The sequence below is a fragment of the Massilia rhizosphaerae genome, assembly GCF_016093545.1.
Lineage (GTDB): Bacteria > Pseudomonadota > Gammaproteobacteria > Burkholderiales > Burkholderiaceae_D > Telluria > Telluria rhizosphaerae.
The window spans coordinates 152,424-177,903 of the sequence record NZ_JADKYX010000013.1 but is presented as its reverse complement, the minus strand read 5'-3'; the positions used below and the strand labels follow the sequence as shown (position 1 = coordinate 177,903).

Below are 25,480 nucleotides of genomic sequence, written 5' to 3'. Positions count from 1 at the left end.
GTCTGCCAAGGCCATTTCCAACGGCATTCAATGCTTTCGAAAATTTCCTTTGTGTTTCAAGGCCTTGCAGGCTTCCATTTTCCAAAATATCCTAACAACTTACAACCCCATCTGATGCATTCCGATGGGCTGACTGATGGGCCAAATCTATGCTAACCGACAAACAAGCACGCGCACTCAAGCCAACCGACAAACCCGTATTTGACGGCAAAGTAACAGGACTATTCCTTGCTCCGACCAAGACGGGCTGCAAGTGGACGTTGCGCTTTACCAGTCCCGTAACTGGCAAGCGACGTGATGCGGGCCTGGGCACTTATCCCGAAACCTCAATTGCCGAAGCCCGCGAGAAGGCTACTGCCATGCGCAAGCTTATCGACAACGGCAGCGATCCGATAGATGAGCGGAACCGAGAGCGTGAAGCCAGGGCCATCGCAGCGGCGGAACTAACATTCGAGAAGGCTGCACGACAGGTACACGACGAGCTAAAACCGGGCTGGAAGAACGCGAAGCATGCTGCTCAATGGCTCAGTACCCTTGAAACCTACGCCTTCCCCAAAATCGGTAATCGGAAGCTTGATTCGATCTCGCCTGCCGACTGCGCAGATGTGCTCCGCCCAATCTGGCTGTCAAAAGCCGAGACCGCAAGTCGTACCAGACAGCGTATGCACGCGGTCATGCAATGGGCTTGGGCACACGGCCACATCGGGGCAAATCCAGTTTCAGTCATCGATCACATACTGCCAAAACAATCCGTAAAGCCGGAGCACCAGCCTGCGATGCCTTGGCAGCATGTACCGAAATTCGCGGCGGCGCACCTCGCGAAGCGGGAACCGGGCGACACGACAAGGGCCGCCCTCCTCCTGCTCATTCTCACGGCAACCAGAAGCGGGGAAGTGCGCGGAGCGACCTGGAGCGAATTCGACATGAAAGCGCGCATCTGGAACATTCCGGCCGAGCGCATGAAGGCCAGGGAGCCGCACAGGGTGCCGCTCTCGGACGCCGCTATAGCCCTACTGACGACCATGCAGCAATTCCAACTCCACGACACGCTCGTCTTCCCGTCGCCTCGTGAAAAGGTGCTGAGTGACATGACGCTTACTGCGCTACTGCGCAGGGTAAAGGCCGAAAGCGATACTCCGGGGCGAATCGCCACAGCCCATGGGTTCCGGTCCAGCTTTCGGGATTGGGCCAGCGAACACGGCTACGCTCGGGACTTGGCCGAACGCGCCTTGGCACACGCCGTTGCAAACAAGGTTGAGGCCGCGTACCACAGAACCGACTTGCTGGAGCAACGCCGACCACTGATGGACGCTTGGGCACGGCACGTATATACCGAAGAGATAACTTAAAGATCAACATACTCCGGTACGTTGGTGTCGAATCCTTGCACCGCCTTCACAGCAGCGTACATTCATTCAGCTAAGGTGTCATTAATCGCTCGGCAAACTGAAGTAGGTTCACTTTGTCCTTGCTCGACATGCGGTGGAACATAACGAGCAACCGCGCCTCGTCTTCACTTGCGGCGTAAAAGTAGGCCAGTGGCAGATTTAGCACATTTCCCACCTTTTCCATCAACTCAACGCCAGGGACGCGTGTGCCGCGCTCATAGCGATTCATTCTAGCGCTTGCGCTTTCAACCTCGATACCGGCACGAAGACCAAGCTGTTCCTGCGACAGCCCGCTTTCGAGGCGTGCTTGTTTTAGACGTTCGCCCAGTACAGACATCTTTCTCTTCCCAAACGTAAAGGAAAAGATAGTCCACGGTTCGGCTTGCCTCGATACTACCAAATTGGTAGGATGCAGTATCCAAACTGCAACTTAATTAAAACCCATACAACAATAACCCATAGCCCAAAACTATCGATGAACTCAATAACCGCCTGTCTCGATTCATCCGAGACGCCACCCACCATGCGGCCCCATCAGCAAGTAAAGTCGGATGTCCTATTGTTTATCACGACCAACGTGAAGCTTGCTCGCAAGCGCCTTTTGCGGTTCCGGGCGGCATTCCTCGAAGTCCGGCCCTACAACTGTTTTGCGGTGGTCACCTTCGACGCTGCGGCGACATCACACGTCCAGCAGATCGATCTGGATGGTGTAACCATGGATCACTATATTTTCGGAGTAGATGCGGTCGACACCCTCGGCTACCCCAACAAAGGCGCCGCCCGGCCGTTCAACCTTATTCCGGGTAACAGCGATTTGATCACGCTCATCTTCCGTAAGTTGCAGCCGCAGTTTCGACACTACTGGTTCTTAGAAGACGACGTTGAGTACACGGGCGACCCCGCCTGCCTGTTCGGCGACCTCAATAAGCGACCGGGCGACCTCCTTGCTACGCACCTTGTGCCCGGCTACGACGAGTGGGTCTACGCTTCAATGCGCCGGACGCCGGGTTGCGACCCTGACGACAATTGGCTAATTTTCCTTCCGTTTTACCGCGTCAGCGCAGATGCACTAGACATCATCGATGCGTACTACCACAAGGGCTGGGACGGTCACCACGAAAACACGTGGGCCACAATTCTTATTCACGCCGTCCGCGCCGTAGTCGACATCGGCGGCCAGGGTGACTACGTCGCCGAGGCAGACCGCAACAAGCATTATTTTGGTCATGTCAACGACAGGTTTGACAAGAATGGGTCGTTTGGCACCCTCCATATCCGGCTCTGGCCGGGTCGGAGGAAGAACGTGCTATGGCACCCCGTCAAGCCTTTCGAGGCGTGGGCACGACAGCGCAAAAAGCGTTTCATTTCGCAGTGCCACTGGATTTGGGCCAGCTTCAGAAAAATCTGAACCCTGCTCAATCTTGGTGTCTCTAACAATATCGTTCGATGTACCGCCTACAGATGAGCGAGCAGGGCCAACAAGAGAAATGAAAAAGGTAGCTAATAACCCAAGGGAAATATGGCTACTGGCCGAAAAAAAATGAACGGTCAGCACAGTCATTAATCGCGACAATCCATCCCGCTCATTTCTCTACTCCGTGCGAAAACGAAATTTCCCTTGTGCTTTCCACGGGCACATTTATCAACGAACACACTGCTATAGCGCTTGCCATAGCTATGCCGCGTGTGTGGCTAATGCTAATGAACCACCCGGAAATTTTTCTTTCCAACTCAAGTGCTCCGATTTTCCTGTGAAGCGTCACAGTAGGAGCGCCACTTTGCAGCGTCACCACTTCAACGTCGGTAAATGCTATCCCGTCGCCCCACCCTACTCCCAATGCCTTCATTACTGCCTCTTTGACAGCGAGTCTACCGGCAAGCTTTTCGATTTGTGTTGCGCCGCCTCCCGCGTCCGCCAACTCAGTTTGCGTAAAGTGACGGTTGAGGAAGGCGCGTGCTGGCTCCTTCAACAAGCGAGAAAAATCGTCAAGTTCAACAATATCAACCCCGTGCCCAACGAGGATGCCCTGTAATCCGTTAGGACCGCCATTACTCATGCTACCACCCGACTTTGTGTCTGCTCGCTCGCACGGTTCAAATATGTCAGTGACCTAGCATCCTGATCAACCAATATTCGTCCGCCATTATTTTTGAGAACTTCCCTCCAAACTTCAAAACCGACGAGAATGGCACGTTGCCAGTCCCCCATCGTTCTTTCTCTTACCTCTAAAACTGATGTAATTCCCTTAATCGTGCGTAGCAATTGGTAATCGACAGCGGTCACACCTTGCAGGAACCGGTGTCCTTTTGCATACTCAAAAACCAATGCAGCAATCCCTTCGTCAATTACTTGCGCACGTCCGCCGTCTTGCACCTCATCAACCTGAGGATCACTCTTACGTTTCTTTTTAAGTAACTTCCTAATTACAGGAGACCATCCCAACACTGCAACATATGCCAAATGAAAAACATCGTGAAAACGATAACCATCGGGATCGTCAGCGTTATCAGTCAAATCATCGCCTATCTGTTCGCCATCGATGCTTGCTCGAATCTTAGCTTTACCATTTATCTCAATTTCGGCCAGATCAACGACAAAGCGACGAGGAAGTCTTTCATGGGCCCCAAATTTTTCATCAAATATCAGGCTAGCGGACGAGGCACCTCCCCAGCGTTCATGGGTCTTTCGCAAATTGTCGCGAGCAATGTCCTCTAAGTTGAGGTTGGATTTCTCGGCGACATTTGCGATATACCATAACAAATCACCAAGCTCCTCAGCAATCCGTTCTCGAAATAACAAATGAGAATTTCCATCGCGCAGATGCTTTTTATATTCGCTTAACAACTCCCCTGCCTCACCAGCAAGCCCTAGCAAAGGGACAATCAAGTCGACACGTTCCACAGATGGTCCGTGACTAGGTACTCGGTCAGTCTTCTGCGCAGCTTGCTGATAGGCGTTGAAATCCATCATTTACTCCGAAGTTTTAAAATTGGACGAGATAACTTTCTTGAACTCTCAAAATTTTTACATATACTTTTTGTTGCATTTTCGCTCATAACGGAAATGCGACTATTAATACCCCACTTGGGCGGAAACCAAGGAACCAATGGATCGGCTGTGGGAGTGAATTTTTGCTTGATTCGAGTTCGTCCCGATAATCCCGCTATCTCGGGATGCGCGACACGACAGTATTTATCTACCTCACAGAAGAGATTTTGACAATCAATTAACTGAAGGCGGCGACCAAAAAGAGATTCAAAACTCAAGCCTAGGCGCTCAAACTCTCTTTCCTGATTATCGACCATCAGTCTAATGATTTCTGCTTCATTTAGACCTGCGCCATCAATGAAACATTTCCTGATCCCATCTCGCGCTCCGGGGCCGGGAATAACAAAATCCATTTCCGAAAAATCAGTTATCTCACTATAATTAACATCGGTAATAAATTGATACGCCAAAAAATCACCAATAGTAGGATAATTTCTCAGCAACTCAAATCCAGGCTGCATTCTTTTGAGCTTACTCAATTTCTTTGCCAAACCATCTTTCATCATTAACTCGATCAAACGAAGATGATTTTGATGCTTGGACTTATGCCCAAATGCTGAACCTCCTGGCGGCATTATGTACGCCGCTGAGTAGATTCGATGCTTCTCAGACATCGCCTTACTCAGTATTGCATCATATTTTTCGAAACTATATTCTTTATAAGAAATCTCCCCCAATTCAGACTCAAGCAGCTCCCATGTTTCTATTTTATTAAATATCTTGAATAAAATTAATCGAAAGAATACTTCTTCCGCTTTCACCGAGAGGTCATTTCGATAAATCACATTCCTAATAAGGAATTGGCTTACTCTATCCGCTGCCCGATAGGCGTTAGTAAATTTATGAGCACCGATGATAGGATCATTTGTCCACGGACCACTCCTTTCTTTCAGTCTTCGAAAATATACTGCCTGCCTCTCCGCCGCAAATCGCCAATATGTGTCGAAGGCGGCACTGGTTTTGATAGGAAATAAGTGCCCCCGCCGACTCTCATCTTTTATGTTCAATTTACATCTCACCGTCATTCACAACAATGCATTTACTGACACGTCGCCCTAGGCTGCAATTACTGTAGAGCCATATCCTTCGACGCAGTTTCTACACGCATTAACTAACGGACTTAATTCGCTTGCATTTTTTGAAATTCGTTCAAATTTCGCAACGCCGACGACAACATTCATCCGTATTAATTTCAATTTCATCTCGTGGGCCATAAAGGCGCCAAGTTGAGCTAATCCTAAATAGTTGCCATATGCCTTAACAAATAGTTGTTGAGTTGCGTAAAAGGCATTAATAACAAGCCCCTCGGGTGTCGGCTCAAAGCTAACGTGTTGCAGACATGGAAATTGAAGCTGTGCCGTTGCAATGTGATCTCTTTCTGGATCAAATACACTCGCTTGAAACATCGAGCGACGTACTCCTCCACGGCCGTTATATTGCGACAAAATCCATTCTAGCTGATTGCCCTCACATGGACCTCGGCCATATTTTGTCAATCGCTCGAAGTAGAGACCGCGATTATTACCCTTTCGATTCATAGCCTGATATCTCGGAAAAGCGGAATGATAATACTCAAACAGCTTCTCTCTGTCGCCTTGAGAAATTTTCCACAAGCGCTGCGGGAAAATAGTGAAGGCGACATCGGCCACACTCCGGTAATTCTTGGAAAAGAGCAACTTATCGAGTTCACCTCTAACTACGCTATCTTCTTGAGCGTCGCCATTGTCATCAAAGCCGGTCACGCTGATAATCAGAGGTGAGATTTCTGATCCCGAATGGTCAAGTGCATATAGAGCAGCCTTAGCCCAAGCTCGCGAGAGATTCGATTCGTCCACAAGGACCGGGGCGGTAGTCACCGGATGCTTCTTAGTCATCGTTATCCTCTAAATGTCGATATTTAGCCAATCCAACATATTGCCTCTTCGCAACTCTAACGTACGTAGCCCAGTCGCTACCTGGGACCACTGCTCGCGTAATTCCTGGCTGTACGGTTTTGAATAGACGTCCGCTCGCGACATCGTGGTGCGGCATCAGTATTTTGGTATCCGTGACAACCCCATGAGGAAGCAACAGCCAAGTCCCTTGCTCAGCATCTAAAGTAGGCGAGCTCCAATATCTATCCGCTACTGTCAGGGGCTCCGGAACCGTTTCCTCAAGCAATTCAGTGCGGATCATTTTCGGTGTGATCTTTCCAAGTCGAGCGCGCTGTCCAACATCGATCATCCCGATTCCATAAGCCATATGGTTTACTAACGTAGCCTGCCCTACTCCGAACTGACATGCTATCGAGAAAACGTCCTTCGCAGATGCCGTATTAGGGTCCAGTTTACGGAGCGTGAACGCCTCGCGAAGACCCAAAGTAGGCATCAATAAAAACGCAGCAAAAGCATCTGCCATTATTTCCTCTGGCGGCCGATCGTGATTTTGGGCGTTGTCGTCCCTGAGCTCGTCAATTGACGAACCATGTCCGAAAATGTGATGTCCAAGCTCATGTGCACAGGTGAATGTCCGACGTGCTAACGGACGAAGCGCAGATATATGAATTCGAGGTCTGGGCGCACGGTCATACATGCCTTCCATGTTTATATCGTTAAATCGCACAGATACACCATTGAATTCGCAAAGCCCGTATACGCAGATTGGATTTTTCTGATCCAGCTTAGCCTTGCTCCGTGCAGCGATGGCCGCCTGCATGCCTTTCATTACTAAAGCCTTATTCTGTCCAAAGCGGATCGCGTTCGTTGCTAGCGCATTCATCCCTATACCTCGTCATCACGATCATCTTTGTTTCGCATGGAAGCCAGGAGTCTTAAAAGTCTGTCCAAATCGTCAGGCTTGAGCTTACTAAGTTCCCTTGCAGCCAACTGAAGCCGGGGATCGGTTGTGTCAAGCTGTTCAGCTGTCTCGCCCATTAACCAAGCAACCGTCACATCGTACGTCTCAGCGAAACGAGTCATTTCATCCGCTGAAACACGGCGATTACCGGCCTCGATCTCTGAAATCGTGGGGCGATGCATTCCGAACATTTTGGCAACTTGCCCCTGCGACAGCCCCGCCATTTTTCGCGCCTCACGTAACCGATCTGCTATTAACTGACGCATAGATTCCTGAAGATTCGTCATTTTTTTCCTGCCACAGCGGTTACTGCTGCTTCCTGCGAATTAGCAATTGCGACTACTAAGTCAACGGTTTGGTCGAGTGTAAGCGCAATGCAGCTTTTATCCTGACGAAAAATGTTTACGTCATCAGCAATGGTAATTTCCAGCTTTGCAGCCAGAATCCCAATTGCGACCGGCCAAATTTTGCTGTCGAACTCTGGTAAAGCCTCCACCGGCTTGAGGGTGCCCTCAAGCGGCGGACAGTGAAGCCCACTTGAAAGCTGAATTTCCGTAAGCACTTCAACAAGCTTTTCTCGCACCAGCGCAGCGTTCATGTTTTCCTCCATCGTCATTACCACTAGTAAGAATATCTTACCACCATTCCTGGAAGTTGCAACAACGCATCTGCAAAAAAGTTGCGAACATTGCCACACGGAAACTGTCGCCGCAACTTAGCAGGCTTCAACTAATGACGAGCACAGTGGATGGATGTGCGTACTACTCCTGACGCAAAGTTAGGATACAACTCAAGCGGTCAAATTTGACTTTACGCAATTCTTGAGAAAATGTCCGCGCGACAATCTTCCGGTGCGCACGCTACCGCACGTAAGCGGCATTCGACTTGAGAGAAAAGCAATAAAATCCACCGACGAGAATAGGTTGCGTTTAGCGGCTGAGTTCATGGCAAAAGTGGCCTGCGCGGCAAAGTCGTTACGGTTAGCATGGACTCGAACAGCCACCACATCGCTTGCGTGAGCGATGTAGTTCGTTACGCCGACGGCACGGAGAGCACAATAGTGTCTAGTGTCTAGTGTCGGGCGCGGGCTGTACGTTGGCCCGCAGGGCTCGCCCGGTAGAGATCGTGGGAATGCCGCCGAAATCGGCGACACCGTGACCGGCGGTTTACAAAGTTCCGCGCAGATTCGTGAATTTGCCGACAATGATGGCATACCGGATCTGCTGCAACCGTGCTATGCGGCACCGAAAGGAGACGATGTGTGAAGATCATCGGATGGATTCGTTTGGGGGACAAGGCCGCTTGCGGCGGCAAGGTAGCGGAAGGACTTGATACTTGTACAAGTCATGGAGTGCCGTACACTTACCAAGGCGCGCGCATGGCCTGCCGCAAGAACTGCATGATTGCGGAAGGGTTCTCTCGTTCCACGCTGTCCAATGGCCGATGCCGGGTAATTCACGGCATGTCGACCAGCGGCGGGTGCCCGCTCTACTCGACGCTCAACGATATCGATGGCGTCGGAAATGAAAGCGGCGAGGCCATCGCGGAAAAGCACTTCCTCAATGCAGACGGTCAGTGGGTGTCCGTAAAAGAGCCTGGGCCGAAAGAAGCGCTCTACGACGAACGGCCGCAATTGGTCGCGCCTCCGATTGAAGGCGTGCCCTACTTCATTGAAACATTGGACGGGCGCACGTTCTCGGGCCGGGCCGAGGCCGATGGCCTGCTGGCGCGCATTAATACCTTTGGCGAGGACGAATACACGGTGTACTGGGGCGAGGAAGCGCTTACCAAGATGGAAGGAACGAAGGCATGACCAAAACGCTTGTGCAACATGCCCGCGTGAGGACCAACACCATCAAGGACTCGGTCTGCAAGATCGACGTGCCAGTCGTAAAATTCAGCGACCTGTGGGAGAACTACGTGACCGGCGCCCCGTTCAAGCCCGCGCCGGATGACAAGGCGGACTACAGCAACCAATGCGCCTTGCGCATGAGCGCAACCTTTCACAAGGTCGGCATCAAAATGCTGTCGTTCTCGCAGAAGACTGTGAAACCGATGCCAGGTGCGCAGGCACTAGGCCGTGTCATTATGGACGGCTTCCCCGCCGCCGTTCGGGCCTACGAGCTTGGTGAATGGCTCAAACTGCAACCGTTCTGCGGTCTACCAAAGCAGCCCGAGAACATCACCGGCAAGGATTGGGAATCGAAGATCAATGGACGCACAGGGATCATCATGTTTCATGCTTACTGGGCGCGCGACACGGATTCGACTGGACAAGCAAGCGGAGGTCATATCGATCTATGGAATGGCAAGCGCCTAACAATTGCGAGCGCTGAAGATTTCATTGCCGTGGCTGGGAGATGGATAGGCGTGCAAAGCGCCCACATTCCGGGCACGTCTCTTGGCTACTCGGACTTGCGTAACGCGAAACTCATCCTCTTTTGGGAGGTCAAGTGAAGCGTCTCGGCCTGTCGGGTGTGTTCTTGATCGTTGGATTTCTCACGACGTGGGCTGCTATGTTCGCTGGCAGTCACATGCCACAGTGGTTTGGCATCAATTTGGCACACCATGGTTCCTCGGGTTGTTACGAAATTGGGCCGTGCTCTGTGCCGTGGTGGGCGACCGCCCTTCTCGCGACGTATTTTCTTGGTCCGTCGCTTGTTTTTTCGGTAACTGGATGGATAAGCGCTCGCCCTGGCGTTTCAACGTCTAAGAAAATTGGCAGGCTCCTGGCTCTAATAGTCATCACCTCTCTACTGTATCTCGTGGCCTATGCCATAAAGAGATGACGGAAATTTACCAGCTTGCGACACACCGGACCTGCGAAATCAAGCAGGCATAACCGCCCTCTGCACGGGGCCGCATCCTCATATCAGCCGGATCGGCACAGCGCGCCCATGTCCCAGAATTTTTCAGCCATATATCACCTCAGTGAGCAGCCCTTTCGGGATGCCTGGGTAACGCCGTTTACCCTAAATTTTCATGAGGCCAATATGACTCTTCGCATTTCCTGTCCCCGCTGTAACTCTTCTCGCATTACTACTCGCGACTATGCCCGCAAGGCCGGTAGCGCTGTCGGCACAGTTGCCGGTGCAGCCGGTAGCGCCGCCGCCGCACTCGGTGGTGCTGAAACCGGCGCTGCGCTCGGCATGGTCGCCGGTCCCATCGGTTCAATTTTCGGTGGGTTGGCGGGCGCGCTCATGGGCGCGCTGCTCGGCGGTGCGGCCGGCTGCGCCGCAGGCTCCACGGTTGGCGAACAGATCGATACACATGTGCTCAATAACTATACCTGCCATGAGTGCAACCATACGTTCAGTAGGCCGCGAACATCCTGACGCCCGGTTTCGCGAGCGTTCACCCCTTATCCCTTTTAATGCCTACAGCCCCTTCCGGGGCTGTAGGCATTTTTCTTCAACTCTCGACGCCTCAAGGCGAAACAACCAAACGGGCAACAAGCCCGAAGGCTCCTCTTCGGGCACATTAGGACCCGCTCACAGCGCTCGGCGGGTCTATCAACAGTTCGGCCATCTCGACGCCCAACGCAATCGCAATTTTCTCGATATTTCGCAACGAGATATTGCGCTCTCCGCGCTCGACCGAGCTGATGTAGTTCGGATGCAGCTCCGCGCGCTCGGCAATTTGTTCCTGCGTGAATGCTTTGGATTTTCTAATGCGCCGCATGTTCATGGCAAAGCGCACCTGAACATCCAGCGTTTGAGTTGGGTGGGACATGGCCGCAGTTTTGCGGGTTGCACCTCCCAAATCCACACACTTTGGGTTTGGTTTGCTATATTCATCACGCCAAACCAAACCCAAAGTGTTATTTATTACTATTTTAACAAGAAAGGTGATTCATGCCGCAGTTTTTTACCAACCTCCGAACCGCTACATTGATGACTATCTTCCTCGCAGGATGTGGAAGTTCAGATATCGCCACCGTCAAAAATGCGTCCCTTCCAGACGTTCAAACCCACACATATGAATCAGCATTGTCTGGTCGCGCCTCCTGTGAAAGTGAGGAGTGGCGGACATTCAAGGATGACAGTAATCGCCCAAGCGTTGAATATCGATGCGTCTTAAAAGGCGCACCAGCACTCATGGCATCTATGCGCACACGACGAATCAACGAAACCAACAAGGAGTTTCAAAACTATTACCAAGCTTTTGATCAACGGATAGAGGAAGCAAAACGTTCTCCTGCTGAGGAAGCTGATCGAGCTAAACAAGCACAGCAGAAATTGGCACAAATTGAGGCCGAAGAAACCAAGGCAAACCAGCAATTTGCGCATGAAAACCCTATATCTGCCATGAGACGTGCCGCAATTCGCAATGAAATGGGTTCTCTTGCCAGCGCACGATCAATAGCGGAACGGTCCCAAGCGGCGGCCAGCGACACGGCATCCAATTTGGAACGCAATCTCGCCAGCTTGCGGAGCGAGAAGGAGCGTTATGAAAGAGATGAGAAAAATACTCTTACTGAAATTGAAAGAAGCTTTGGCAATGTCACCAAAGTTACACAAGTTTTCCAATGGGTCGTCAATGACAAGAAGGTTTTCCCAAATTGGGCTGGCATTGAAATTCAAAAGCAAGACGGCGCCACAGTTCGCACAAGTAGGAACTGGACCATGACAATTCGCGATCTCCTGCATCATCGCGGTGACGATCATGTTCATTACGCTTTGGACATACCGGCCGACGTTACCCCCGGACAATTTCAGACCGCAGAAATTGCCGAGAAAACGTCATCGTCCGTCCATGTTCACGAAGCTGAAAACTCAAAAGAGGCGTGCTATGACAACAAGCTGAAAGGCTTCAAGAGTGGAATGGGGGACGATGCGCCTGTGAGCAACGACATGATGCAGGAGTGGCGAAATCAGTGTGGTCTGCCACCGACCTGAGCCCATTACCTGTAGTAAACGCGACTTGATCTGAAATTTTCTGTCAGTTGGGTTAGAGTTTCGAAAGCAATGCAACGGATAAGTTTGGATAGTCAATGGAACACGAGATGTTCTCTGCTCCTGATTTCTGGAGGTGTCAGTATGCCCAGCGATTTGCACTCCCTTCAAAACCCGAACACGGCTAAGCTCCACCTGTATGTCATGCAGAACGCTCACGGCCTAATCAAGATCGGGCGAAGCTCAAACGTTGATCGACGTCGGTTGCAACTTGAACAGCAAGGGCGGTGCAGTATAGAAATCATCCATTTCATTCCCGCATTCGGCCATCATGAAGAACGGCTGCATCTTCTACTTCAACAATACCGACTCAGCGGTGAATGGTTTTCTGGGAGCGATGACGCCCGAAGGGCCATCTCTGCGGCCCTTAACATGACCCTGCATTGGCGGTTTGCGCTGGATGTTGGAGGAGCCGAACGCTGGCTAGAAACTCTGCTGGATGGGGTTGCAGATCGTTATTGGCGGAAGCGTGAACGCGCAGTGGTCTCAAGGCTGAAGGCGGCGGTCACCGGATACGGCCGGTTCGAGCGGTTCAAAGATGCCGGCTGGTATCAACTTGATGCGGACATCGCCGGGGTATATGGAGTAGACGGCGGTGCCACAATGTACGAAGGTCAATTCTACGACGCGGGCGACCGTATCTTTGGGACGTACCGGCCGAGGGCAGGGAAAGTCATCATGGCGCCCGTGAAAGTCGAAATTCCACCATTTACCCGGTCAATGGAAGCCGCTGTGCAACTGTGGTTGCCGACGGACTCTGCAAGCCTCCGAAGGCCCGTCGCGAACGCGCTGGACTGCTGCCTCGCGGCCCTTTGCGATAGATGGTGTATTGCAGAGGAACGGATTAAGCCACGGGATACGCGTTAGGTCCAACAAGCAGTCCAAACAGATCGTTGTTATCACAATCCCGGATGCGTTTGTCGAAGGGGGCGCGTTGAGGCTTGAGCTACCGCCTAACTGACAGTCTCTGTTAGCTCAAGATCAAGCTACTACACATTACCCAACCTGGGAAAGTATGAACTGCCTGCTGCGTGGCATTCATACCTCCCAGCCCTCCCCGGCAGCTATGCTAACGGTCGAAATCTCGCGTGCCAAACAACTTGTCATCCTTTGTTCGCGTTCTCGGAACTTGATTGGCTTTCGTCATGTAATTCTCGATGAATAGCTGAAGTGAGTCCCGTTTCGAATCTCGGTGACGATTAACCTGTCCGATGCCTACTCCCCATCGGTATTCCAGCCGCTCTTTATCGGCGTTACTATTTCTATATGCACCCCATCCTTTCGTAATTATTTCGGACCAATACTCGCCCAATTGTCTAGCAATCATGACATCGGCACGTCTCTTACCGGAATAAAAAACCACAAGGTGCAAGTGTAGTCCACCCGACCATTGACCTTCCTCCAACTTCCAAATAAGACCACAAATTTCGCCTAGCAACGGATGATCGTCAGACTCCATATAGTCAAAAAATCTGTCTCGATGTCGCTGAACCGTTCCTAGCGTAACATCGTCACGATATTCCTGCTTATAGTTAAGTGTAAGAAACAACACCAGATAACGAGATCTCCGATCAAACATGCGCGCTTCGAATTCCAACCCTCTTCTTCTATTTCTTCGGCTTCTTGTTTGCTCCGCTTTACGGCGCCTTACTTCATCGCCATTATTTACGCAATTCACACAATTCTCTTCAACGGAAAACATTACTGACCTCACTGATATTGACATCAACAAATCAGCGTTGTCAGTTTATTTTTATCCTATCAATTATCACCAAGAATAAATTTCTCAACATATATTACATAAGAAGCAAAAACGCAATATCACAAAACAACGAACGATTAAATAAAAATACCGTCGCCGTTCGCAGCCAACGCCAATGGATGTTACTTTTCCGTATGGACTTTTATGTCGCCACAATACGCCTATTCGAACCGCTACCAAGGTGCCCTTTCCCTCGCTGTGTATTGATCAAGCATTTCGCCTATCGCACATGGGTCACCGAGTTCATACGTCCTTTGACGTTGCCTTACTTGCCTTACTTGCCCTGCTTGCCCTGCTTGCCCTGCTTGCCCTGCTTGCCCTGCTTGCCCTGCTTGCCCTGCTTGCCCTGCTTGCCCTGCTTGCCTTACTTGCCTTACTTGCCCTGCTTGCCTTACTTGCCCTGCTTGCCTGGAATGCCCCGCGTGTTCACGATCTCCATTAAACGGCGAATCGACTTCGCGGCCCTCGGGCCATGACCACTGATGCCATCGGTCCCCACTGCCGTCGCGTATCCTTGTCGAAATCACACCCAGTTTTTCATAGGCGCCCCGCAACATCTTCTGCGTAATGCCCTCTTTTTCCGCGAAAGCATAGGCTTTCGTTACAGCAATCGGCCCATCGTCCAGAAGACGAATCAGGAATTCCTGCGCTCGATTAGGCGGGCAGGTTGCCATATCTTCCTTGGCGCCTTCTGCCCATCGGCGTATGTCCTCGGCGGCGCCTGGGCGTACCTCGCTATGCCACTTGAGCCGTGTTGTATCGATCTCGCGGCCATCGATGGCATTCACTCTTGCCGGATGAATCTCGTAGACTAGCCCACCGCCGGGCTTGCCAATATTGGTCTTAGCCCGGATCAAAACCCCCACGGAGGGAGCATCTTCATCCTGCTCAGGAACATTGACGCGCATGGCAATCAATACATGACGCGCAAGGTTGCTGAAAGCTTGGCTGCCAGCAAGGCTTTTGACCAATCCGCCTTTCTTCGCTTCCTTGACGAGGTGAGCGATACCGATAACGGTGATGCGGTATTTGTGCGCGAGATCAACCAACTTAATCAAGTCCTGACGGACTTTCTTGGCATTTGTACCTCCGCCTGAAACGACCTCCATGACCGTGTCGATCACCAGCATTTTGACATCGCCAATCCGCTTGATTTCCTCGACCAGTCGCGGCAGGTCCTTCGTGAAGTCGAAGCGGCGGCGGTTGCTGAACTCCACGACATCACCGACGAAATAAATTTTCCCGTAGTTCGCGTCGGCCGCATCCAGGCGGGGCTTTAGGGTACGCTGCAAATCGTCTTCGCAAGACCAGATCAGGGCGCTGCCGCGCTGGGCCGGTGTCCCATCGGGAAAGACACCACCACGCCTACCGCTATTGCTCAGGGTCGCAGCCCAATCCAGCGCGATCAATGTCTTGCCTGCGCCCCCATCTCCACCCAAGATGACGAGTTCGCCTTCAGGAAGCCAGCCTTTCATGTGCCAATCCGACGCGACGGAATCAACTTCGTCGGCGCGAACAAGTTGCACGCCATCGTCAGGAGACGGGTAATGGATAATCTTGGACATATGCCCCCTCACATGCCGCTGGGCAGCTTGGTTGCCGTGTGCTGACGGCTCTCCAGCCAAGCGTCTACGTCAGATTCAAGCCAGCCGATTGCTCCGCCAGGACCGGGACTTGCGCTAAGGCGAATCGGACGCGGGAACGAAGCGTCGTAATACTTGCTGCGCGGGTTCATCTTGTTGTATAGGCTCGCGACGGACATCGCGAGCTTTTCCTTCATGTGCTTAACGCGCAGAACTTTCTTCAACTGGGAGGCACTTGCACTCATCGATATTCTCCTTTCGTGTGTTTGGAATCGATGAGGCAACTTTATGCGGCATTGGAGGGACGCCACCAGACCAGTTTGGCGGCAAACTGCGGCGGTTTGCCGCCAAACTGTGGACTTTTTTTTACGAAACGTGGTCCATCCGCCCCAAACAGCGTTGGGCGGGCATGACACAGCTACTTGAGAGTTCTGCTGGAGGGAAATAAATTGACTGCATCAGGCATGTCCTTGAGCCAGCCATCAACGGTCCGCCCAAAGCTCTTCGGCTTGATATTCGGTAGACGAGTAACTTTATCGTCCCCCTGGTAGGCTTTACCGGCCTCCCGAGCCTTCTGCTTTTCAACTTTGATTTCTGCTGCTTTAGCGTCCGCAAGCGCTTTCTGCTCGTTGCAGAATTCCATAGTAGCTTTGGCTATGACTTCAGCAGCGTGACTACGAGAGTCCCACTTCATGCCCGGCCGTCGCGCATACCGCAAAGCAAACTCTCGGATGGGTTGCCAAGCGTCGCTGCGTGCTGCCGCACCTGATTTCGCGTTCTCGCTCGCCGCTTGCGCTTCGCCTTCTGCACGTGCCTCAGTTTGAACCTCAGAGATGAGCGCTCCGACGCCCTTGCTCGTATTCGCTACACCACACCAGAACATGGCATCTGCCATGTTTGACCAAGCCAGTTCATTAAAACCGCTTTTAATGTTCGCCCGCGCCCTCACGCAGTACGCGGCCGAGACAAGGATTGGCCCGAACGGCTGTGCGGCCACCCAATCGACGCCTTTCGCCCTGAGTTCCGCCCCGAGGAACTGCATGATGATTCCTATCGGATCAACAACGGATGGGCTGTCATGTTTCGCGACCATGTCCATGACCTCCCTGAGGAAGTCTTTGGTAGTCGAGCCAGGTCTAAGCTCGGCGTGGCAAGTCGCCAAGTTCAAGATGGCTAGGTCACACATTTGCTTTACACCACGTTCGGGGGCCTGCGGCTTCTTCGTCTCTGTCATCGTTCACTTCCAGTCAAGTTATCAAACGCCTGTCGCGCCGAACGCGTACGAACTCGCGCTAGGCTTAACCGAATGATACCGAACAGCGAACGTGCCAGAGATCAACTTTTGCCCGGTGATGGGCTGTGTGATGGGCTGAAAAACAAAAAACCCTGTAAGTCTTTGAACTTACAGGGTTTTCCGCTTTATCTTGGCGGAGGCGGTGGGATTCGAACCCACGATACAGGTTTAAGCCCGTATGCTTCCTTAGCAGGGAAGTGCCTTCGGCCACTCGGCCACGCCTCCAGTCAGCTTCAACGTTTATGCGTCAGCGCTGAGTGCACGCATATTAATGTCCGCACTTCGTTTGGTCAAGGAAGCACGGACATTTTTTTGAAAAAAGTTAAGCTTGCTCCAGGTTAAACGCCTTATGCAGCGCGCGTACGGCGAGCTCCATGTACTTCTCGTCGATCAGGACCGAAATCTTGATTTCCGAGGTCGAGATCATCTGAATGTTGATGCCCTCTTCCGACAGCGTGCGGAACATCTGCGAGGCCACGCCCACGTGGCTGCGCATGCCGACGCCCACGGCCGACACCTTCGAGACCTTGGCGTCGCCCAGGATCTTCGCGGCGCCGATCTCGGCCTGCACGCCTTCCAGCACGCTCATGGCGCGCTGGAAATCGTTGCGCGACACGGTGAACGTGAAGTCGGTCTTACCGTCGACCGACTGGTTCTGTATGATCATGTCGACCTCGATATTGGCCGCCGAGACCGGCCCGAGGATGTGGTAGGCGACGCCCGGCTTGTCGGGCACGCCCAGGACGGTGATTTTGGCTTCATCGCGGTGGAAGGCGATGCCCGAGATGACGGCTTGTTCCATGTTGCTTTCTTCCTCAAACGAAATCAGGGTACCCGAGTTGGCTTCTTCTTCCAGGGGCATCAGGGGGTCGGTCAGCGACGACAGCACGCGCGTCGGCACGCGGTAGTTGCCGGCAAATTCCACGGAGCGGGTCTGCAGGACTTTCGAGCCCAGCGACGCCAGTTCCAGCATTTCCTCGAACGTGATCTTGGACAGGCGGCGCGCGTCGCTCACGACGCGCGGGTCGGTCGTGTAGACGCCGTCGACGTCCGTGTAGATCAGGCATTCGTCGGCCTTCAGCGCGGCCGCGATCGCGACGGCGGAGGTGTCCGAACCGCCGCGGCCCAGCGTGGAGATATTGCCTTCATCATCCACGCCCTGGAAGCCGGTGATGATGACGATCTTGCCGGCGTCCAGGTCGGCGCGCACGCGGCTGTCGTCGATCGACTGGATGCGAGCCTTCGTGAACGCGGAGTCGGTCTTGATGCCGACCTGCCAGCCCGTGTACGACACGGCATCCTTGCCGCGCGCCAGCAGCGCCATGGCCAGCAGGCCCACCGACACCTGTTCGCCGGTCGATGCGATCATGTCCAGTTCACGGGGGTCCGGCTGCGACATAATCTCTTTCGCCAGGCCGATCAGACGGTTGGTTTCACCGGACATTGCCGAGGGGACAACAACGACTCTGTGGCCGGCGTCGTGCCATTTGGCGACGCGGGCCGCGACGTTTTTAATGCGTTCCGTCGAACCCATCGACGTACCGCCGTATTTGTGGACTATTAAGGCCATGACTGAAGGGATTTCCGCTTGTAAAAAATCAAATGAGCCTTTTACTCTACATGCTGCGGCGCGGAATCACAAGCCGTCAGGCCGGGAAATCTATACCGAATAGGAATATGGTAATGCAGAAAGGACATTATCCGGGGATGGCCGGCGTGGCGCTTTCCCAACGCAATGCGACGCGCCCCGGCCCGTCTGCCACGTGTCGGCAATCCATGCCGAGTCCCGCGGCGAACAACAGGTCGAAGCCGGCATTGACGATGGGCAGGCGCCCCCGCTCCCAGGCCCGGATGCCGCTCGCCTGGTAATGCATCTTGAGACTGCGCGTGGGGCGGTTGGGCGCCAGCTTGAGCCGCTCGCCGCCCTTGCGGAAATCGATCTCGAGACATTGCCCCCGCAGCCAGACGGGATCGAACCCGCGTTCCGCCGGATCGAAGTGGAGCACGCCGCCGTAGTCCGGGAAGGCGATGGCCGCCTCGCCGCGCCACACGAACGCCTGGGCGCGCTTGTCGATGATGCCGGCGTCCTCCGGATCGCGCATGCCCGCGAGGTCCGGCAGGCGCGGCACGAGGAACAAATGGTCGCGGTGCCGGCGCACGTGCACATCGGGATGTTGTACGAGCAGTTGCGCGTCGTCGCGCGCCGACAGGATCTGCGCCACCATCTGCGCCAGCCACGCCGTCGACGGCATCGCCAGGCGGCGCACGGCGAACCAGTGGCGCAGCAGGTTGTCGATGCGGTCGCGGCTCAGCACGCGTACGCGCGCCAGGTCGAGGGCATCGCTGGCCAGGCAGGATTGCAGGTCTTGTTCGCCCAGTTCGTCGAGCAGCCGCTGGGCGGAGCGTGCGTGCGCGCCGCTGCGGGCGATGCGTTGCTGGAAGCCGGGAAACGCTGCGGCCAGCGCCGGCATCACCTGGTGGCGCAGCGCATTGCGGGCATAGCGCGGATCGACGTTCGATTCGTCCTCGACCCACGCGATGCCCTCCTCCCGCGCCACTTGCTCCAGGTCGGCGCGCGCCACGCCGAGCAACGGGCGCGCCATCAGCAGGCGCGCGTCGCCCAGCAGGCCGGGCGCGCGGTTCGCCGCATCCATGCCGGACAGGCCGGCCGGGCCGGATCCGCGCAGCAATTGCAACAGCACGGTTTCGGCCTGGTCGTCGAGGTGGTGCGCCGTGAGCAGCACGTCGACGCCGTGGGCCCGGCACATGTCGCCCAGCGCCGCATAGCGCTGCTTGCGGGCTGCGGCTTCGATGCCGCTCTTGCCCTTGGCAACGGAGACGGCGCGCCAGTCGAAAGGGACGCCGAGTTCGCCGGCGGCCGTCGCGCAATGCTCGCGCCAGGCGTCGGCGTTCGGGCTCAGGCCGTGGTGGACGTGGAATGCGTGAGGATGCAGCCCGTACGCGTGCGCGAGGCGCAGCAGCACCATCGAATCGAGGCCGCCACTGAGGGCGACCGCGATGCATGGAGTACTGGAATCGGGGAAATGCTCATCGCGCAAGGCCTGGATGGCCCGCGCGAATGCCGCGGAAACGGTGGTTGTAGCGGCGGACGAACGGCTCACTCTTCGCGCGGCATCGTTTCCTTGAACTTGCCGTAGGCCATCAGCTTCGCGTGACGGGCATCCAGCAGGTCCTTCGTCTTCATGCCCTGGAACTGGCGCAGCGAATCGGCCAGCGCGCGCTTCAGCAACTGCGCCATCTGGGCCGGGTCGCGGTGGGCGCCGCCCAGCGGTTCGTTGACGATCTTGTCGATCAGGCCCATCGCCTTCAGGCGGTGGGCCGTCAGGCCGAGGGCGTCGGCCGCGTCGGCCGCGCGCTCCGACGTCTTCCACAGGATCGACGCGCAGCCTTCCGGCGAGATCACGGAATACGTCGCATACTGCAGCATCAGCACGGCATCGCCGACGGCGATGGCCAGCGCGCCGCCGGAGCCGCCTTCGCCGATGATCGTCGCGATCAGCGGCACTTTCAGCTCGGCCATCACGTACAGGTTGTGGCCGATGGCCTCCGACTGGCCGCGCTCTTCCGCGTCGATGCCGGGGAATGCGCCCGGCGTGTCGACGAAGGTGAAGATCGGCAGGTTGAACTTCTCGGCCAGCTTCATCAGGCGCATGGCCTTGCGATAGCCTTCCGGCTTCGGCATGCCGAAGTTGCGCAGGGCGCGCTCTTTCGTGTCGCGGCCCTTCTGGTGGCCGATTACCATGCACGACTGGCCGTTGAAGCGGGCCAGGCCGCCGATGATCGACTGGTCGTCGGCGAAGGTGCGGTCGCCGTGCAGTTCATGGAAATCCGTGAAGATCGCGTTCACGTAGTCCATCGTGTACGGACGCTGCGGATGACGGGCGATCTGCGAAACCTGCCAGGGCGTCAGCTTGGCATAGATGTCTTTCGTCAGTTGCTGGCTCTTCTTGGCCAAGCGATCGATTTCTTCCGAGATGTCGACGGCGGAATCATCCTGCACGAAGCGCAGCTCTTCGATCTTGGAATCGAGCTCGGCAATCGGCTGCTCGAAACTGAGGAAAGTTGTTTTACTCATTGTACCTCCGGGTGTGTTCGTGGCCGCGGAACATCATCCGCGCGGCGGCAAGGGCGCTATTCTATACCGGAACCGGGTCCAGGCTACGCCACAAATACCACGTGGCAACGGTTCGCCAGGGTTCCCAGTTGGCCGCCACCTCGCGCGCATCGCTGCGCGAGACTGGCTCACCGGAAAAATAATTCTGGCTAATACCTTGGATCAGGCCAGGGTCGTCCAGGGGCAGGACGTTCGGTCTGAGCAGATTAAATATCAAAAACATCTCGGCTGTCCAGCGCGTGATGCCGCGGATGCGGACCAGTTCGGCGATAACGGCTTCGTCGTCCATTTGCGACCATTGATCCGCATGGACGCGCTTCGCCTTGAAGTGATCGGCCAGGTCGAGGATGTATTCCGTCTTGCGCTTCGACAGGCCGCAACCGGACAATTCCGCCCCGACCTTGATCACCTGGGACGGCGTCATCTTCGGGCACAGCACGCGCAGCTTCGCCCACGCGGCCTCGGCGGCCTTGACCGTCACCTGCTGGCCGACGATGGAACGGGCCAGCGTGGTGAACGGATCCGGATGGCCGCGCAGGTGCATGTCGCCGAACTGCGGGATCAGCTTGTTCATGATGCGGTCCCGGCGCATGAGTTCGTCCTTCGCTTCCGCCCAATAGGGTGGAAGCGAAGGCTGAACGTCCGGCGGCGCCGGAACGGCGCCCGCGATGTCCTTGGAAAGTGCCATGCTCGTGATTGCCCGGGCGCGCTGGCGTCAGGCGCGGCGCCAGTTGGTGCTGCCGTCCGGCTTGTCTTCGAGGACGACGCCGCCGGCGGTCAGCTCGGCACGGATCGCATCGGCCTCGGCGAAGTTGCGCGCCTTCTTGGCGGCGGCACGGCGCGCGATCGCGTCGACGATCGCAGCCTCGTCCAGGCCATCCGCGCGCGGGCTGCCGGCCCGCAGGAAGGCCTGCGGGCTGCGTTCCAGCAGGCCCAGCACGCCCGCCAGCGCTTTCAGCTGGCGCGCGGCCGCCACCGATCCGGTCTTGTTCACTTCCGACGCCAGGTCGAACAACTCGGCCACCGCCAGCGGCGTGTTGAAATCGTCGTCCATCGCGGCTCGGAAGCGCTCCGCATGGGCCTCGTTCCAATCGACGGCGACCGGTTCGCCGCCCACGTCCACCTCGGACAGCGCCGTGTACAGGCGCGTCAGCGCGCCCTTGGCGTCGTCGATGTGGGCATCCGAGTAATTCAGCGGGCTGCGGTAGTGCGCGCGCAGGATGAAGAAGCGGATGACTTCGGGATCGTATTGCTTCAGGACGTCGCGGATCGTGAAGAAATTGCCCAGCGACTTGGACATCTTTTCGTTGTCGACGCGGACGAAGCCGTTGTGGATCCAGTAGTTGGCCATCGGCGGACCGAACGCGCCTTCCGACTGGGCGATCTCGTTCTCGTGGTGCGGGAACTGCAGGTCGGCGCCGCCGCCGTGGATGTCGAAGTGTTCGCCCAGCATGGCGCACGACATGGCCGAGCATTCGATGTGCCAGCCCGGACGGCCCTTGCCCCATTTCGAATCCCATTTGGCCTCGATGGGCTCGGATTCCTTGGCGGCTTTCCACAGCACGAAGTCGAGCGGGTCGCGCTTGCCCGTGTTGACGTCCACGCGCTCGCCGGCGCGCAGATCGTCCAGCGACTTGCCGGACAGCTTGCCGTAGCCCGGGAAATTACGCACGGCATAGTTCACGTCGCCGTCTTCGCCCTGGTACGCCAGTTCCTTCGCTTCCAGCTTCTCGATGATGGACAGCATGTGCGGTACATAGTCCGTCGCGCGCGGCGCGACGTCCGGCGGCAGGATGCCCAGCGCGGACGTGTCGTCGTCCATCGCCTTGATGAAGCGCGTCGTGAGCGCCGTCATGGTTTCGCCGTTCTCGACGGCGCGCTTGATGATCTTGTCGTCGATGTCCGTGATGTTGCGGACGTATTTGACGTCGTAGCCCGACGCCTTGAGCCAGCGATAGATGACGTCGAACGCCATCATCATCCGGGCGTGACCGACGTGGCAGTAATCGTAGACCGTCATCCCGCACACGTACATGTTGACCTTGCCGGGCTGGAGGGGAACGAATACCTGCTTGTCACGCGCGAGCGTGTTGTAGATCTTGAGTTGGCTCATCGGATGTCTGCTAGAGGGTTGGAGCATGACGCTCGAAACGCAGCCTTGCGGCGATGCCGGGACGGGGCGGGCGCGTCGGGAGAGTCAGGACAGCGATTCGGGAAACTTGTTCTTTTTGATAGAATCGGCAGTCCGCCGCAAAGTATAGCATTGATAAAATCCCGACTGGCCGCATATGCCTTAGGTTTATTTTTCTGCAAAACCCTTGACAGCACTTTGCTCTATATCCACCGAGAGGAAGCTACGATGCACGTCCTGAAATCGCCTGGCATGCGCCTTGCCGCCCGCTTCGCCGCGGGGTTCGCCGCGCTGACCCTGTCCGCCGCCGCGTTCGCGGCCGACCCGCAAGTCGCATTGAAAACGTCGATGGGCGAGATCGTCCTGGAACTGAACCCGGAAAAAGCGCCCGTCACCGTGGACAATTTTCTCAAGTACGTGAAGTCCGGCTTCTACAAGGGCACGATCTTCCACCGCGTGATCGACGGCTTCATGATCCAGGGCGGCGGCATGGATGCCCAGTTCCACGGACGCCGCACGAACAAACCGATCAAGAACGAGTCCAACAATGGCCTGACGAACGCAAAGTATACCGTCGCCATGGCACGCGAATCGAATCCGGACTCGGCCACTTCGCAATTCTTCATCAACGTGGTCGACAATCCGGGGCTCGACTATCCGAACATGCAGGGCTCGGGCTATACCGTGTTCGGCAAGGTCGTGAAAGGTCAGGACGTCGTCGACAAGATCAAGGGCGTGCTCGTCGACGACATTCATGGCCTCGAGAACGTGCCCGTGACGCCCGTCGTGATCCAGTCCGCGACCATCCTCAAGGGCGATAAACTAGTAAAATAGCGAACTCGCAACTCCGCGCCGGATGCCTGTGCGTGCTTCGCGCAAGGTTTTCCCGGCATGTATAACCAACACAGGACAACCAACATGACCACCGTACTCATGACCACCAACAAGGGCAACATCAAGGTCGAACTGGACGCCGAGAAGGCGCCGAAGACCGTTGCCAACTTCCTGGACTACGTGAACAAGGGTCACTACACGAACACCGTCTTCCACCGCGTGATCAAGGACTTCATGATCCAGGGTGGCGGTTTCGAACCGGGCATGAAGCAGAAGCCGACCGAGCAGACCGTCGAGAACGAAGCGAAGAACGGCCTCAAGAACGACAAGTACACGATCGCGATGGCCCGCACGATGGCACCGCACTCGGCCTCGGCCCAGTTCTTCATCAACACGAAGAACAACGACTTCCTGAACTACCCGGGCCAGGACGGCTGGGGTTATGCCGTGTTCGGCAAGGTCGTCGAAGGCCAGGACGTCGTCGACCAGATCAACGCCGTCAAGACGAGCCGCGCCGGCATGCACTCGGACGTACCGAGTGAAGACGTCGTCATCGAAAACGTCGAAGTCGTCCAATAATCCGACAAGGCAGGCATGACGCGCGGGCGCCCTGCTCCGGCGATTGATCCTGGCAGCACATGACCGCACCCGCGCGCACGCTCGCACTCTTCATTTCCGACCTGCACCTGCAGGCATCGCACCCGCGTACGGCCGAGGCATTCTTCCGCTTCCTGGCCGAGCGCGCGGCACAGGCCGAGCGGCTGTACCTGCTCGGCGACATCTTCGAATACTGGGCCGGCGACGACGACCTCAACGATCCGTTCAACCGCAGCGTCGCCGACGCGCTGCGCCGCGTGAGCGACGGCGGCACGGCCGTCTACTGGCTCGGCGGCAATCGCGACTTCCTCGTCGGCGCCGGCTTTGCCGACGCGGCCGGCCTCACCCTGCTGCCCGAACCGCACGTGGCGACGATCGGCGGATGCAAGGTCGTACTCGTCCACGGCGACGCCCAGTGCACGGACGACGTCAAGTACATGGCCTTCCGCGCGCAGGTGCGCGACCCGGCGTGGCAGCGCCAGTTCCTCGCCATGCCGCTGGCCCAGCGCAAGGCGATCATTGCCGGCCTGCGCGAAGGCAGCCGCGCCGCGCACGGCGAAAAATCGTACGAGATCATGGACGTCACCCCGGCCGCCGTCGCCGCGCTGCATGCGGACAGCGGCATCGACGTCATCATCCACGGTCACACCCACCGGCCCGCCCTGCACGAGGCCGACGGCAAGCGTCGCTACGTGCTGCCCGACTGGGAACTGGACGCCGAGCCCGTTCGCGGCGGTTGGATCGCCATCGACGAGGCCGGACGCATCCTGCGTCATGACCTCGACGGCCGGGTACTGTGACCGTTTGACAGAACGGCCCGGACTACGTTCCGGATCCCGCGCACCACCCTCTCAATCCTGCTAGGTCATCCCCATATTGACCATCGCCGACTTGGTGTTATACTTCACTACATCACC

Annotated in this window: 28 protein-coding genes and 1 tRNA gene; 10 read left to right on the top strand and 19 right to left on the bottom strand. The window is 55.8% G+C overall.

The features are described from left to right. Nucleotides 1-149 precede the first annotated feature (149 nt). Nucleotides 150-1,349, top strand: a complete 1,200-nt coding sequence (locus tag ISF28_RS19405; RefSeq protein ID WP_198118809.1) for a tyrosine-type recombinase/integrase — start codon at nucleotides 150-152, stop codon at nucleotides 1,347-1,349. Nucleotides 1,350-1,419: 70 nt separating this feature from the next. Here the strand turns inward: ISF28_RS19405 and ISF28_RS19400 are convergent, their stop codons facing one another. Then, nucleotides 1,420-1,725, bottom strand: coding sequence for a helix-turn-helix domain-containing protein (locus tag ISF28_RS19400; protein ID WP_198118808.1), 306 nt, complete (start codon nucleotides 1,723-1,725; stop codon nucleotides 1,420-1,422). 222 nt (nucleotides 1,726-1,947) lie between these two features. Between ISF28_RS19400 and ISF28_RS19395 the strand changes: the two genes are divergently transcribed. Further along, nucleotides 1,948-2,796, top strand: coding sequence for a hypothetical protein (locus ISF28_RS19395; protein WP_198118807.1), 849 nt, complete (start codon nucleotides 1,948-1,950; stop codon nucleotides 2,794-2,796). 175 nt (nucleotides 2,797-2,971) lie between these two features. Here the strand turns inward: ISF28_RS19395 and acpS are convergent, their stop codons facing one another. The 7 genes from acpS to ISF28_RS19360 are packed head-to-tail and all read right to left on the bottom strand — an operon-like array spanning nucleotide 2,972 to nucleotide 7,870. Beyond that, entirely contained in the window at nucleotides 2,972-3,445 is a 474-nt protein-coding gene (acpS, locus tag ISF28_RS19390; RefSeq protein ID WP_198118806.1) for a holo-ACP synthase, read from the bottom strand. Then, on the bottom strand, nucleotides 3,442-4,359 hold the full coding sequence (locus ISF28_RS19385) for a nucleoside triphosphate pyrophosphohydrolase family protein (RefSeq protein ID WP_229519205.1): 918 nt from the start codon (nucleotides 4,357-4,359) through the stop codon (nucleotides 3,442-3,444). Before ISF28_RS19385 ends, acpS begins: the two co-directional genes overlap by 4 nt. After that, on the bottom strand, nucleotides 4,356-5,444 hold the full coding sequence (locus ISF28_RS19380) for a nucleotide kinase domain-containing protein (RefSeq protein ID WP_229519204.1): 1,089 nt from the start codon (nucleotides 5,442-5,444) through the stop codon (nucleotides 4,356-4,358). Before ISF28_RS19380 ends, ISF28_RS19385 begins: the two co-directional genes overlap by 4 nt. A 48-nt stretch (nucleotides 5,445-5,492) precedes the next feature. Next, nucleotides 5,493-6,311, bottom strand: coding sequence for a thymidylate synthase family protein (locus tag ISF28_RS19375; RefSeq protein WP_198118804.1), 819 nt, complete (start codon nucleotides 6,309-6,311; stop codon nucleotides 5,493-5,495). Next, nucleotides 6,304-7,194 (bottom strand): ImmA/IrrE family metallo-endopeptidase, encoded by an 891-nt coding sequence (locus tag ISF28_RS19370; protein WP_198118803.1) that lies wholly within the window; start codon nucleotides 7,192-7,194, stop codon nucleotides 6,304-6,306. Before ISF28_RS19370 ends, ISF28_RS19375 begins: the two co-directional genes overlap by 8 nt. Before the next feature lie 2 nt (nucleotides 7,195-7,196). Further along, nucleotides 7,197-7,559, bottom strand: a complete 363-nt coding sequence (locus tag ISF28_RS19365; protein WP_198118802.1) for a helix-turn-helix domain-containing protein — start codon at nucleotides 7,557-7,559, stop codon at nucleotides 7,197-7,199. Then, entirely contained in the window at nucleotides 7,556-7,870 is a 315-nt protein-coding gene (locus ISF28_RS19360; protein ID WP_198118801.1) for a hypothetical protein, read from the bottom strand. The genes ISF28_RS19365 and ISF28_RS19360 overlap by 4 nt, the downstream gene beginning before the upstream one ends. A gap of 663 nt (nucleotides 7,871-8,533) precedes the next feature. Between ISF28_RS19360 and ISF28_RS19355 the strand changes: the two genes are divergently transcribed. From ISF28_RS19355 to ISF28_RS19345, 3 genes are all read left to right on the top strand, one after another. Further along, nucleotides 8,534-9,085 (top strand): PAAR domain-containing protein, encoded by a 552-nt coding sequence (locus tag ISF28_RS19355; RefSeq protein WP_198118800.1) that lies wholly within the window; start codon nucleotides 8,534-8,536, stop codon nucleotides 9,083-9,085. Beyond that, nucleotides 9,082-9,729: a type VI secretion system amidase effector protein Tae4 gene (locus ISF28_RS19350; RefSeq protein WP_198118799.1), complete on the top strand. Its 648-nt coding sequence runs from the start codon at nucleotides 9,082-9,084 to the stop codon at nucleotides 9,727-9,729. Before ISF28_RS19355 ends, ISF28_RS19350 begins: the two co-directional genes overlap by 4 nt. Nucleotides 9,730-10,169: 440 nt before the next feature. After that, nucleotides 10,170-10,607: a hypothetical protein gene (locus tag ISF28_RS19345; protein WP_229519203.1), complete on the top strand. Its 438-nt coding sequence runs from the start codon at nucleotides 10,170-10,172 to the stop codon at nucleotides 10,605-10,607. A gap of 145 nt (nucleotides 10,608-10,752) precedes the next feature. On the opposite strand, the gene ISF28_RS19340 is transcribed toward ISF28_RS19345, so the two are convergent. Further along, nucleotides 10,753-11,004: a helix-turn-helix domain-containing protein gene (locus ISF28_RS19340; RefSeq protein ID WP_198118798.1), complete on the bottom strand. Its 252-nt coding sequence runs from the start codon at nucleotides 11,002-11,004 to the stop codon at nucleotides 10,753-10,755. Nucleotides 11,005-11,165: 161 nt separating this feature from the next. Between ISF28_RS19340 and ISF28_RS19335 the strand changes: the two genes are divergently transcribed. Together ISF28_RS19335 and ISF28_RS19330 are read left to right on the top strand one after the other, a co-directional pair. Continuing rightward, the gene (locus ISF28_RS19335; protein ID WP_198118797.1) at nucleotides 11,166-12,170 is read left to right on the top strand and encodes a hypothetical protein; all 1,005 of its coding nucleotides are present in this window, start codon (nucleotides 11,166-11,168) and stop codon (nucleotides 12,168-12,170) included. Nucleotides 12,171-12,311: 141 nt separating this feature from the next. After that, nucleotides 12,312-13,094 (top strand): GIY-YIG nuclease family protein, encoded by a 783-nt coding sequence (locus tag ISF28_RS19330; RefSeq protein WP_198118796.1) that lies wholly within the window; start codon nucleotides 12,312-12,314, stop codon nucleotides 13,092-13,094. Nucleotides 13,095-13,296: 202 nt separating this feature from the next. Here ISF28_RS19330 and ISF28_RS19325 read toward each other — a convergent pair whose 3' ends face one another. From ISF28_RS19325 to cysS, 10 genes are all read right to left on the bottom strand, one after another. Continuing rightward, entirely contained in the window at nucleotides 13,297-13,824 is a 528-nt protein-coding gene (locus tag ISF28_RS19325) for a rolling circle replication-associated protein (protein WP_198118795.1), read from the bottom strand. 338 nt (nucleotides 13,825-14,162) lie between these two features. Next, nucleotides 14,163-15,554 carry an AAA family ATPase gene (locus tag ISF28_RS19320; RefSeq protein ID WP_198118794.1) on the bottom strand — a complete coding sequence of 464 codons (1,392 nt, stop codon included), beginning with the start codon at nucleotides 15,552-15,554 and terminating at the stop codon, nucleotides 14,163-14,165. 8 nt (nucleotides 15,555-15,562) lie between these two features. Next, nucleotides 15,563-15,817 (bottom strand): helix-turn-helix transcriptional regulator, encoded by a 255-nt coding sequence (locus tag ISF28_RS19315; RefSeq protein ID WP_198118793.1) that lies wholly within the window; start codon nucleotides 15,815-15,817, stop codon nucleotides 15,563-15,565. A 173-nt stretch (nucleotides 15,818-15,990) separates the two neighbouring features. Then, a complete protein-coding gene (locus tag ISF28_RS19310; protein ID WP_198118792.1) occupies nucleotides 15,991-16,806 on the bottom strand; it encodes a hypothetical protein in 816 nt (271 codons plus the stop codon). Between the two features lie 191 nt (nucleotides 16,807-16,997). Continuing rightward, a tRNA-Ser gene (locus ISF28_RS19305) sits at nucleotides 16,998-17,091 on the bottom strand. A 97-nt stretch (nucleotides 17,092-17,188) separates the two neighbouring features. Next, nucleotides 17,189-18,436: an aspartate kinase gene (locus ISF28_RS19300; RefSeq protein WP_198118791.1), complete on the bottom strand. Its 1,248-nt coding sequence runs from the start codon at nucleotides 18,434-18,436 to the stop codon at nucleotides 17,189-17,191. A 127-nt stretch (nucleotides 18,437-18,563) separates the two neighbouring features. Next, nucleotides 18,564-19,988: a tRNA lysidine(34) synthetase TilS gene (gene tilS, locus ISF28_RS19295; RefSeq protein ID WP_198118790.1), complete on the bottom strand. Its 1,425-nt coding sequence runs from the start codon at nucleotides 19,986-19,988 to the stop codon at nucleotides 18,564-18,566. Then, nucleotides 19,985-20,962 carry an acetyl-CoA carboxylase carboxyltransferase subunit alpha gene (locus tag ISF28_RS19290; RefSeq protein WP_198118789.1) on the bottom strand — a complete coding sequence of 326 codons (978 nt, stop codon included), beginning with the start codon at nucleotides 20,960-20,962 and terminating at the stop codon, nucleotides 19,985-19,987. The genes tilS and ISF28_RS19290 overlap by 4 nt, the downstream gene beginning before the upstream one ends. A gap of 61 nt (nucleotides 20,963-21,023) precedes the next feature. Continuing rightward, complete coding sequence (locus tag ISF28_RS19285) at nucleotides 21,024-21,689, bottom strand: DNA-3-methyladenine glycosylase family protein (protein ID WP_198118788.1); 666 nt, start codon at nucleotides 21,687-21,689, stop codon at nucleotides 21,024-21,026. 27 nt (nucleotides 21,690-21,716) lie between these two features. Next, nucleotides 21,717-23,114, bottom strand: coding sequence for a cysteine--tRNA ligase (gene cysS, locus ISF28_RS19280; RefSeq protein WP_198118787.1), 1,398 nt, complete (start codon nucleotides 23,112-23,114; stop codon nucleotides 21,717-21,719). 246 nt (nucleotides 23,115-23,360) lie between these two features. Here cysS and ISF28_RS19275 point away from each other — a divergent pair, with 246 nt between their 5' ends. The 3 genes from ISF28_RS19275 to ISF28_RS19265 all read left to right on the top strand — a co-directional run bounded on the left by ISF28_RS19275 (nucleotide 23,361) and on the right by ISF28_RS19265 (nucleotide 25,363). Continuing rightward, entirely contained in the window at nucleotides 23,361-23,966 is a 606-nt protein-coding gene (locus ISF28_RS19275; protein ID WP_198118786.1) for a peptidylprolyl isomerase, read from the top strand. Nucleotides 23,967-24,050: 84 nt separating this feature from the next. Next, entirely contained in the window at nucleotides 24,051-24,545 is a 495-nt protein-coding gene (locus tag ISF28_RS19270; protein WP_198118785.1) for a peptidylprolyl isomerase, read from the top strand. Between the two features lie 59 nt (nucleotides 24,546-24,604). Continuing rightward, nucleotides 24,605-25,363 (top strand): UDP-2,3-diacylglucosamine diphosphatase, encoded by a 759-nt coding sequence (locus ISF28_RS19265; protein ID WP_198118784.1) that lies wholly within the window; start codon nucleotides 24,605-24,607, stop codon nucleotides 25,361-25,363. The last annotated feature ends 117 nt before the right edge of the window (nucleotides 25,364-25,480 follow it).

Bases quoted from the DNA above. Each gene is read 5' to 3' on its own strand.
- ISF28_RS19330 (WP_198118796.1), top strand. From the start codon at position 12,312: ATGCCCAGCGATTTGCACTCCCTTCAAAACCCGAACACGGCTAAGCTC.
- ISF28_RS19275 (WP_198118786.1), top strand. From the start codon at position 23,361: ATGCACGTCCTGAAATCGCCTGGCATGCGCCTTGCCGCCCGCTTCGCC.
- ISF28_RS19320 (WP_198118794.1), bottom strand. From the start codon at position 15,554: ATGTCCAAGATTATCCATTACCCGTCTCCTGACGATGGCGTGCAACTT.
- ISF28_RS19350 (WP_198118799.1), top strand. From the start codon at position 9,082: ATGACCAAAACGCTTGTGCAACATGCCCGCGTGAGGACCAACACCATC.
- ISF28_RS19360 (WP_198118801.1), bottom strand. From the start codon at position 7,870: ATGAACGCTGCGCTGGTGCGAGAAAAGCTTGTTGAAGTGCTTACGGAA.
- ISF28_RS19270 (WP_198118785.1), top strand. From the start codon at position 24,051: ATGACCACCGTACTCATGACCACCAACAAGGGCAACATCAAGGTCGAA.
- acpS (WP_198118806.1), bottom strand. From the start codon at position 3,445: ATGAGTAATGGCGGTCCTAACGGATTACAGGGCATCCTCGTTGGGCAC.
- ISF28_RS19405 (WP_198118809.1), top strand. From the start codon at position 150: ATGCTAACCGACAAACAAGCACGCGCACTCAAGCCAACCGACAAACCC.
- ISF28_RS19375 (WP_198118804.1), bottom strand. From the start codon at position 6,311: ATGACTAAGAAGCATCCGGTGACTACCGCCCCGGTCCTTGTGGACGAA.
- ISF28_RS19365 (WP_198118802.1), bottom strand. From the start codon at position 7,559: ATGACGAATCTTCAGGAATCTATGCGTCAGTTAATAGCAGATCGGTTA.
- ISF28_RS19315 (WP_198118793.1), bottom strand. From the start codon at position 15,817: ATGAGTGCAAGTGCCTCCCAGTTGAAGAAAGTTCTGCGCGTTAAGCAC.
- ISF28_RS19370 (WP_198118803.1), bottom strand. From the start codon at position 7,194: ATGAATGCGCTAGCAACGAACGCGATCCGCTTTGGACAGAATAAGGCT.
- ISF28_RS19290 (WP_198118789.1), bottom strand. From the start codon at position 20,962: ATGAGTAAAACAACTTTCCTCAGTTTCGAGCAGCCGATTGCCGAGCTC.
- cysS (WP_198118787.1), bottom strand. From the start codon at position 23,114: ATGAGCCAACTCAAGATCTACAACACGCTCGCGCGTGACAAGCAGGTA.
- ISF28_RS19335 (WP_198118797.1), top strand. From the start codon at position 11,166: ATGACTATCTTCCTCGCAGGATGTGGAAGTTCAGATATCGCCACCGTC.
- ISF28_RS19385 (WP_229519205.1), bottom strand. From the start codon at position 4,359: ATGATGGATTTCAACGCCTATCAGCAAGCTGCGCAGAAGACTGACCGA.
- ISF28_RS19340 (WP_198118798.1), bottom strand. From the start codon at position 11,004: ATGTCCCACCCAACTCAAACGCTGGATGTTCAGGTGCGCTTTGCCATG.
- ISF28_RS19300 (WP_198118791.1), bottom strand. From the start codon at position 18,436: ATGGCCTTAATAGTCCACAAATACGGCGGTACGTCGATGGGTTCGACG.
- ISF28_RS19310 (WP_198118792.1), bottom strand. From the start codon at position 16,806: ATGACAGAGACGAAGAAGCCGCAGGCCCCCGAACGTGGTGTAAAGCAA.
- ISF28_RS19265 (WP_198118784.1), top strand. From the start codon at position 24,605: ATGACCGCACCCGCGCGCACGCTCGCACTCTTCATTTCCGACCTGCAC.
- ISF28_RS19345 (WP_229519203.1), top strand. From the start codon at position 10,170: ATGTCCCAGAATTTTTCAGCCATATATCACCTCAGTGAGCAGCCCTTT.
- ISF28_RS19400 (WP_198118808.1), bottom strand. From the start codon at position 1,725: ATGTCTGTACTGGGCGAACGTCTAAAACAAGCACGCCTCGAAAGCGGG.
- ISF28_RS19285 (WP_198118788.1), bottom strand. From the start codon at position 21,689: ATGGCACTTTCCAAGGACATCGCGGGCGCCGTTCCGGCGCCGCCGGAC.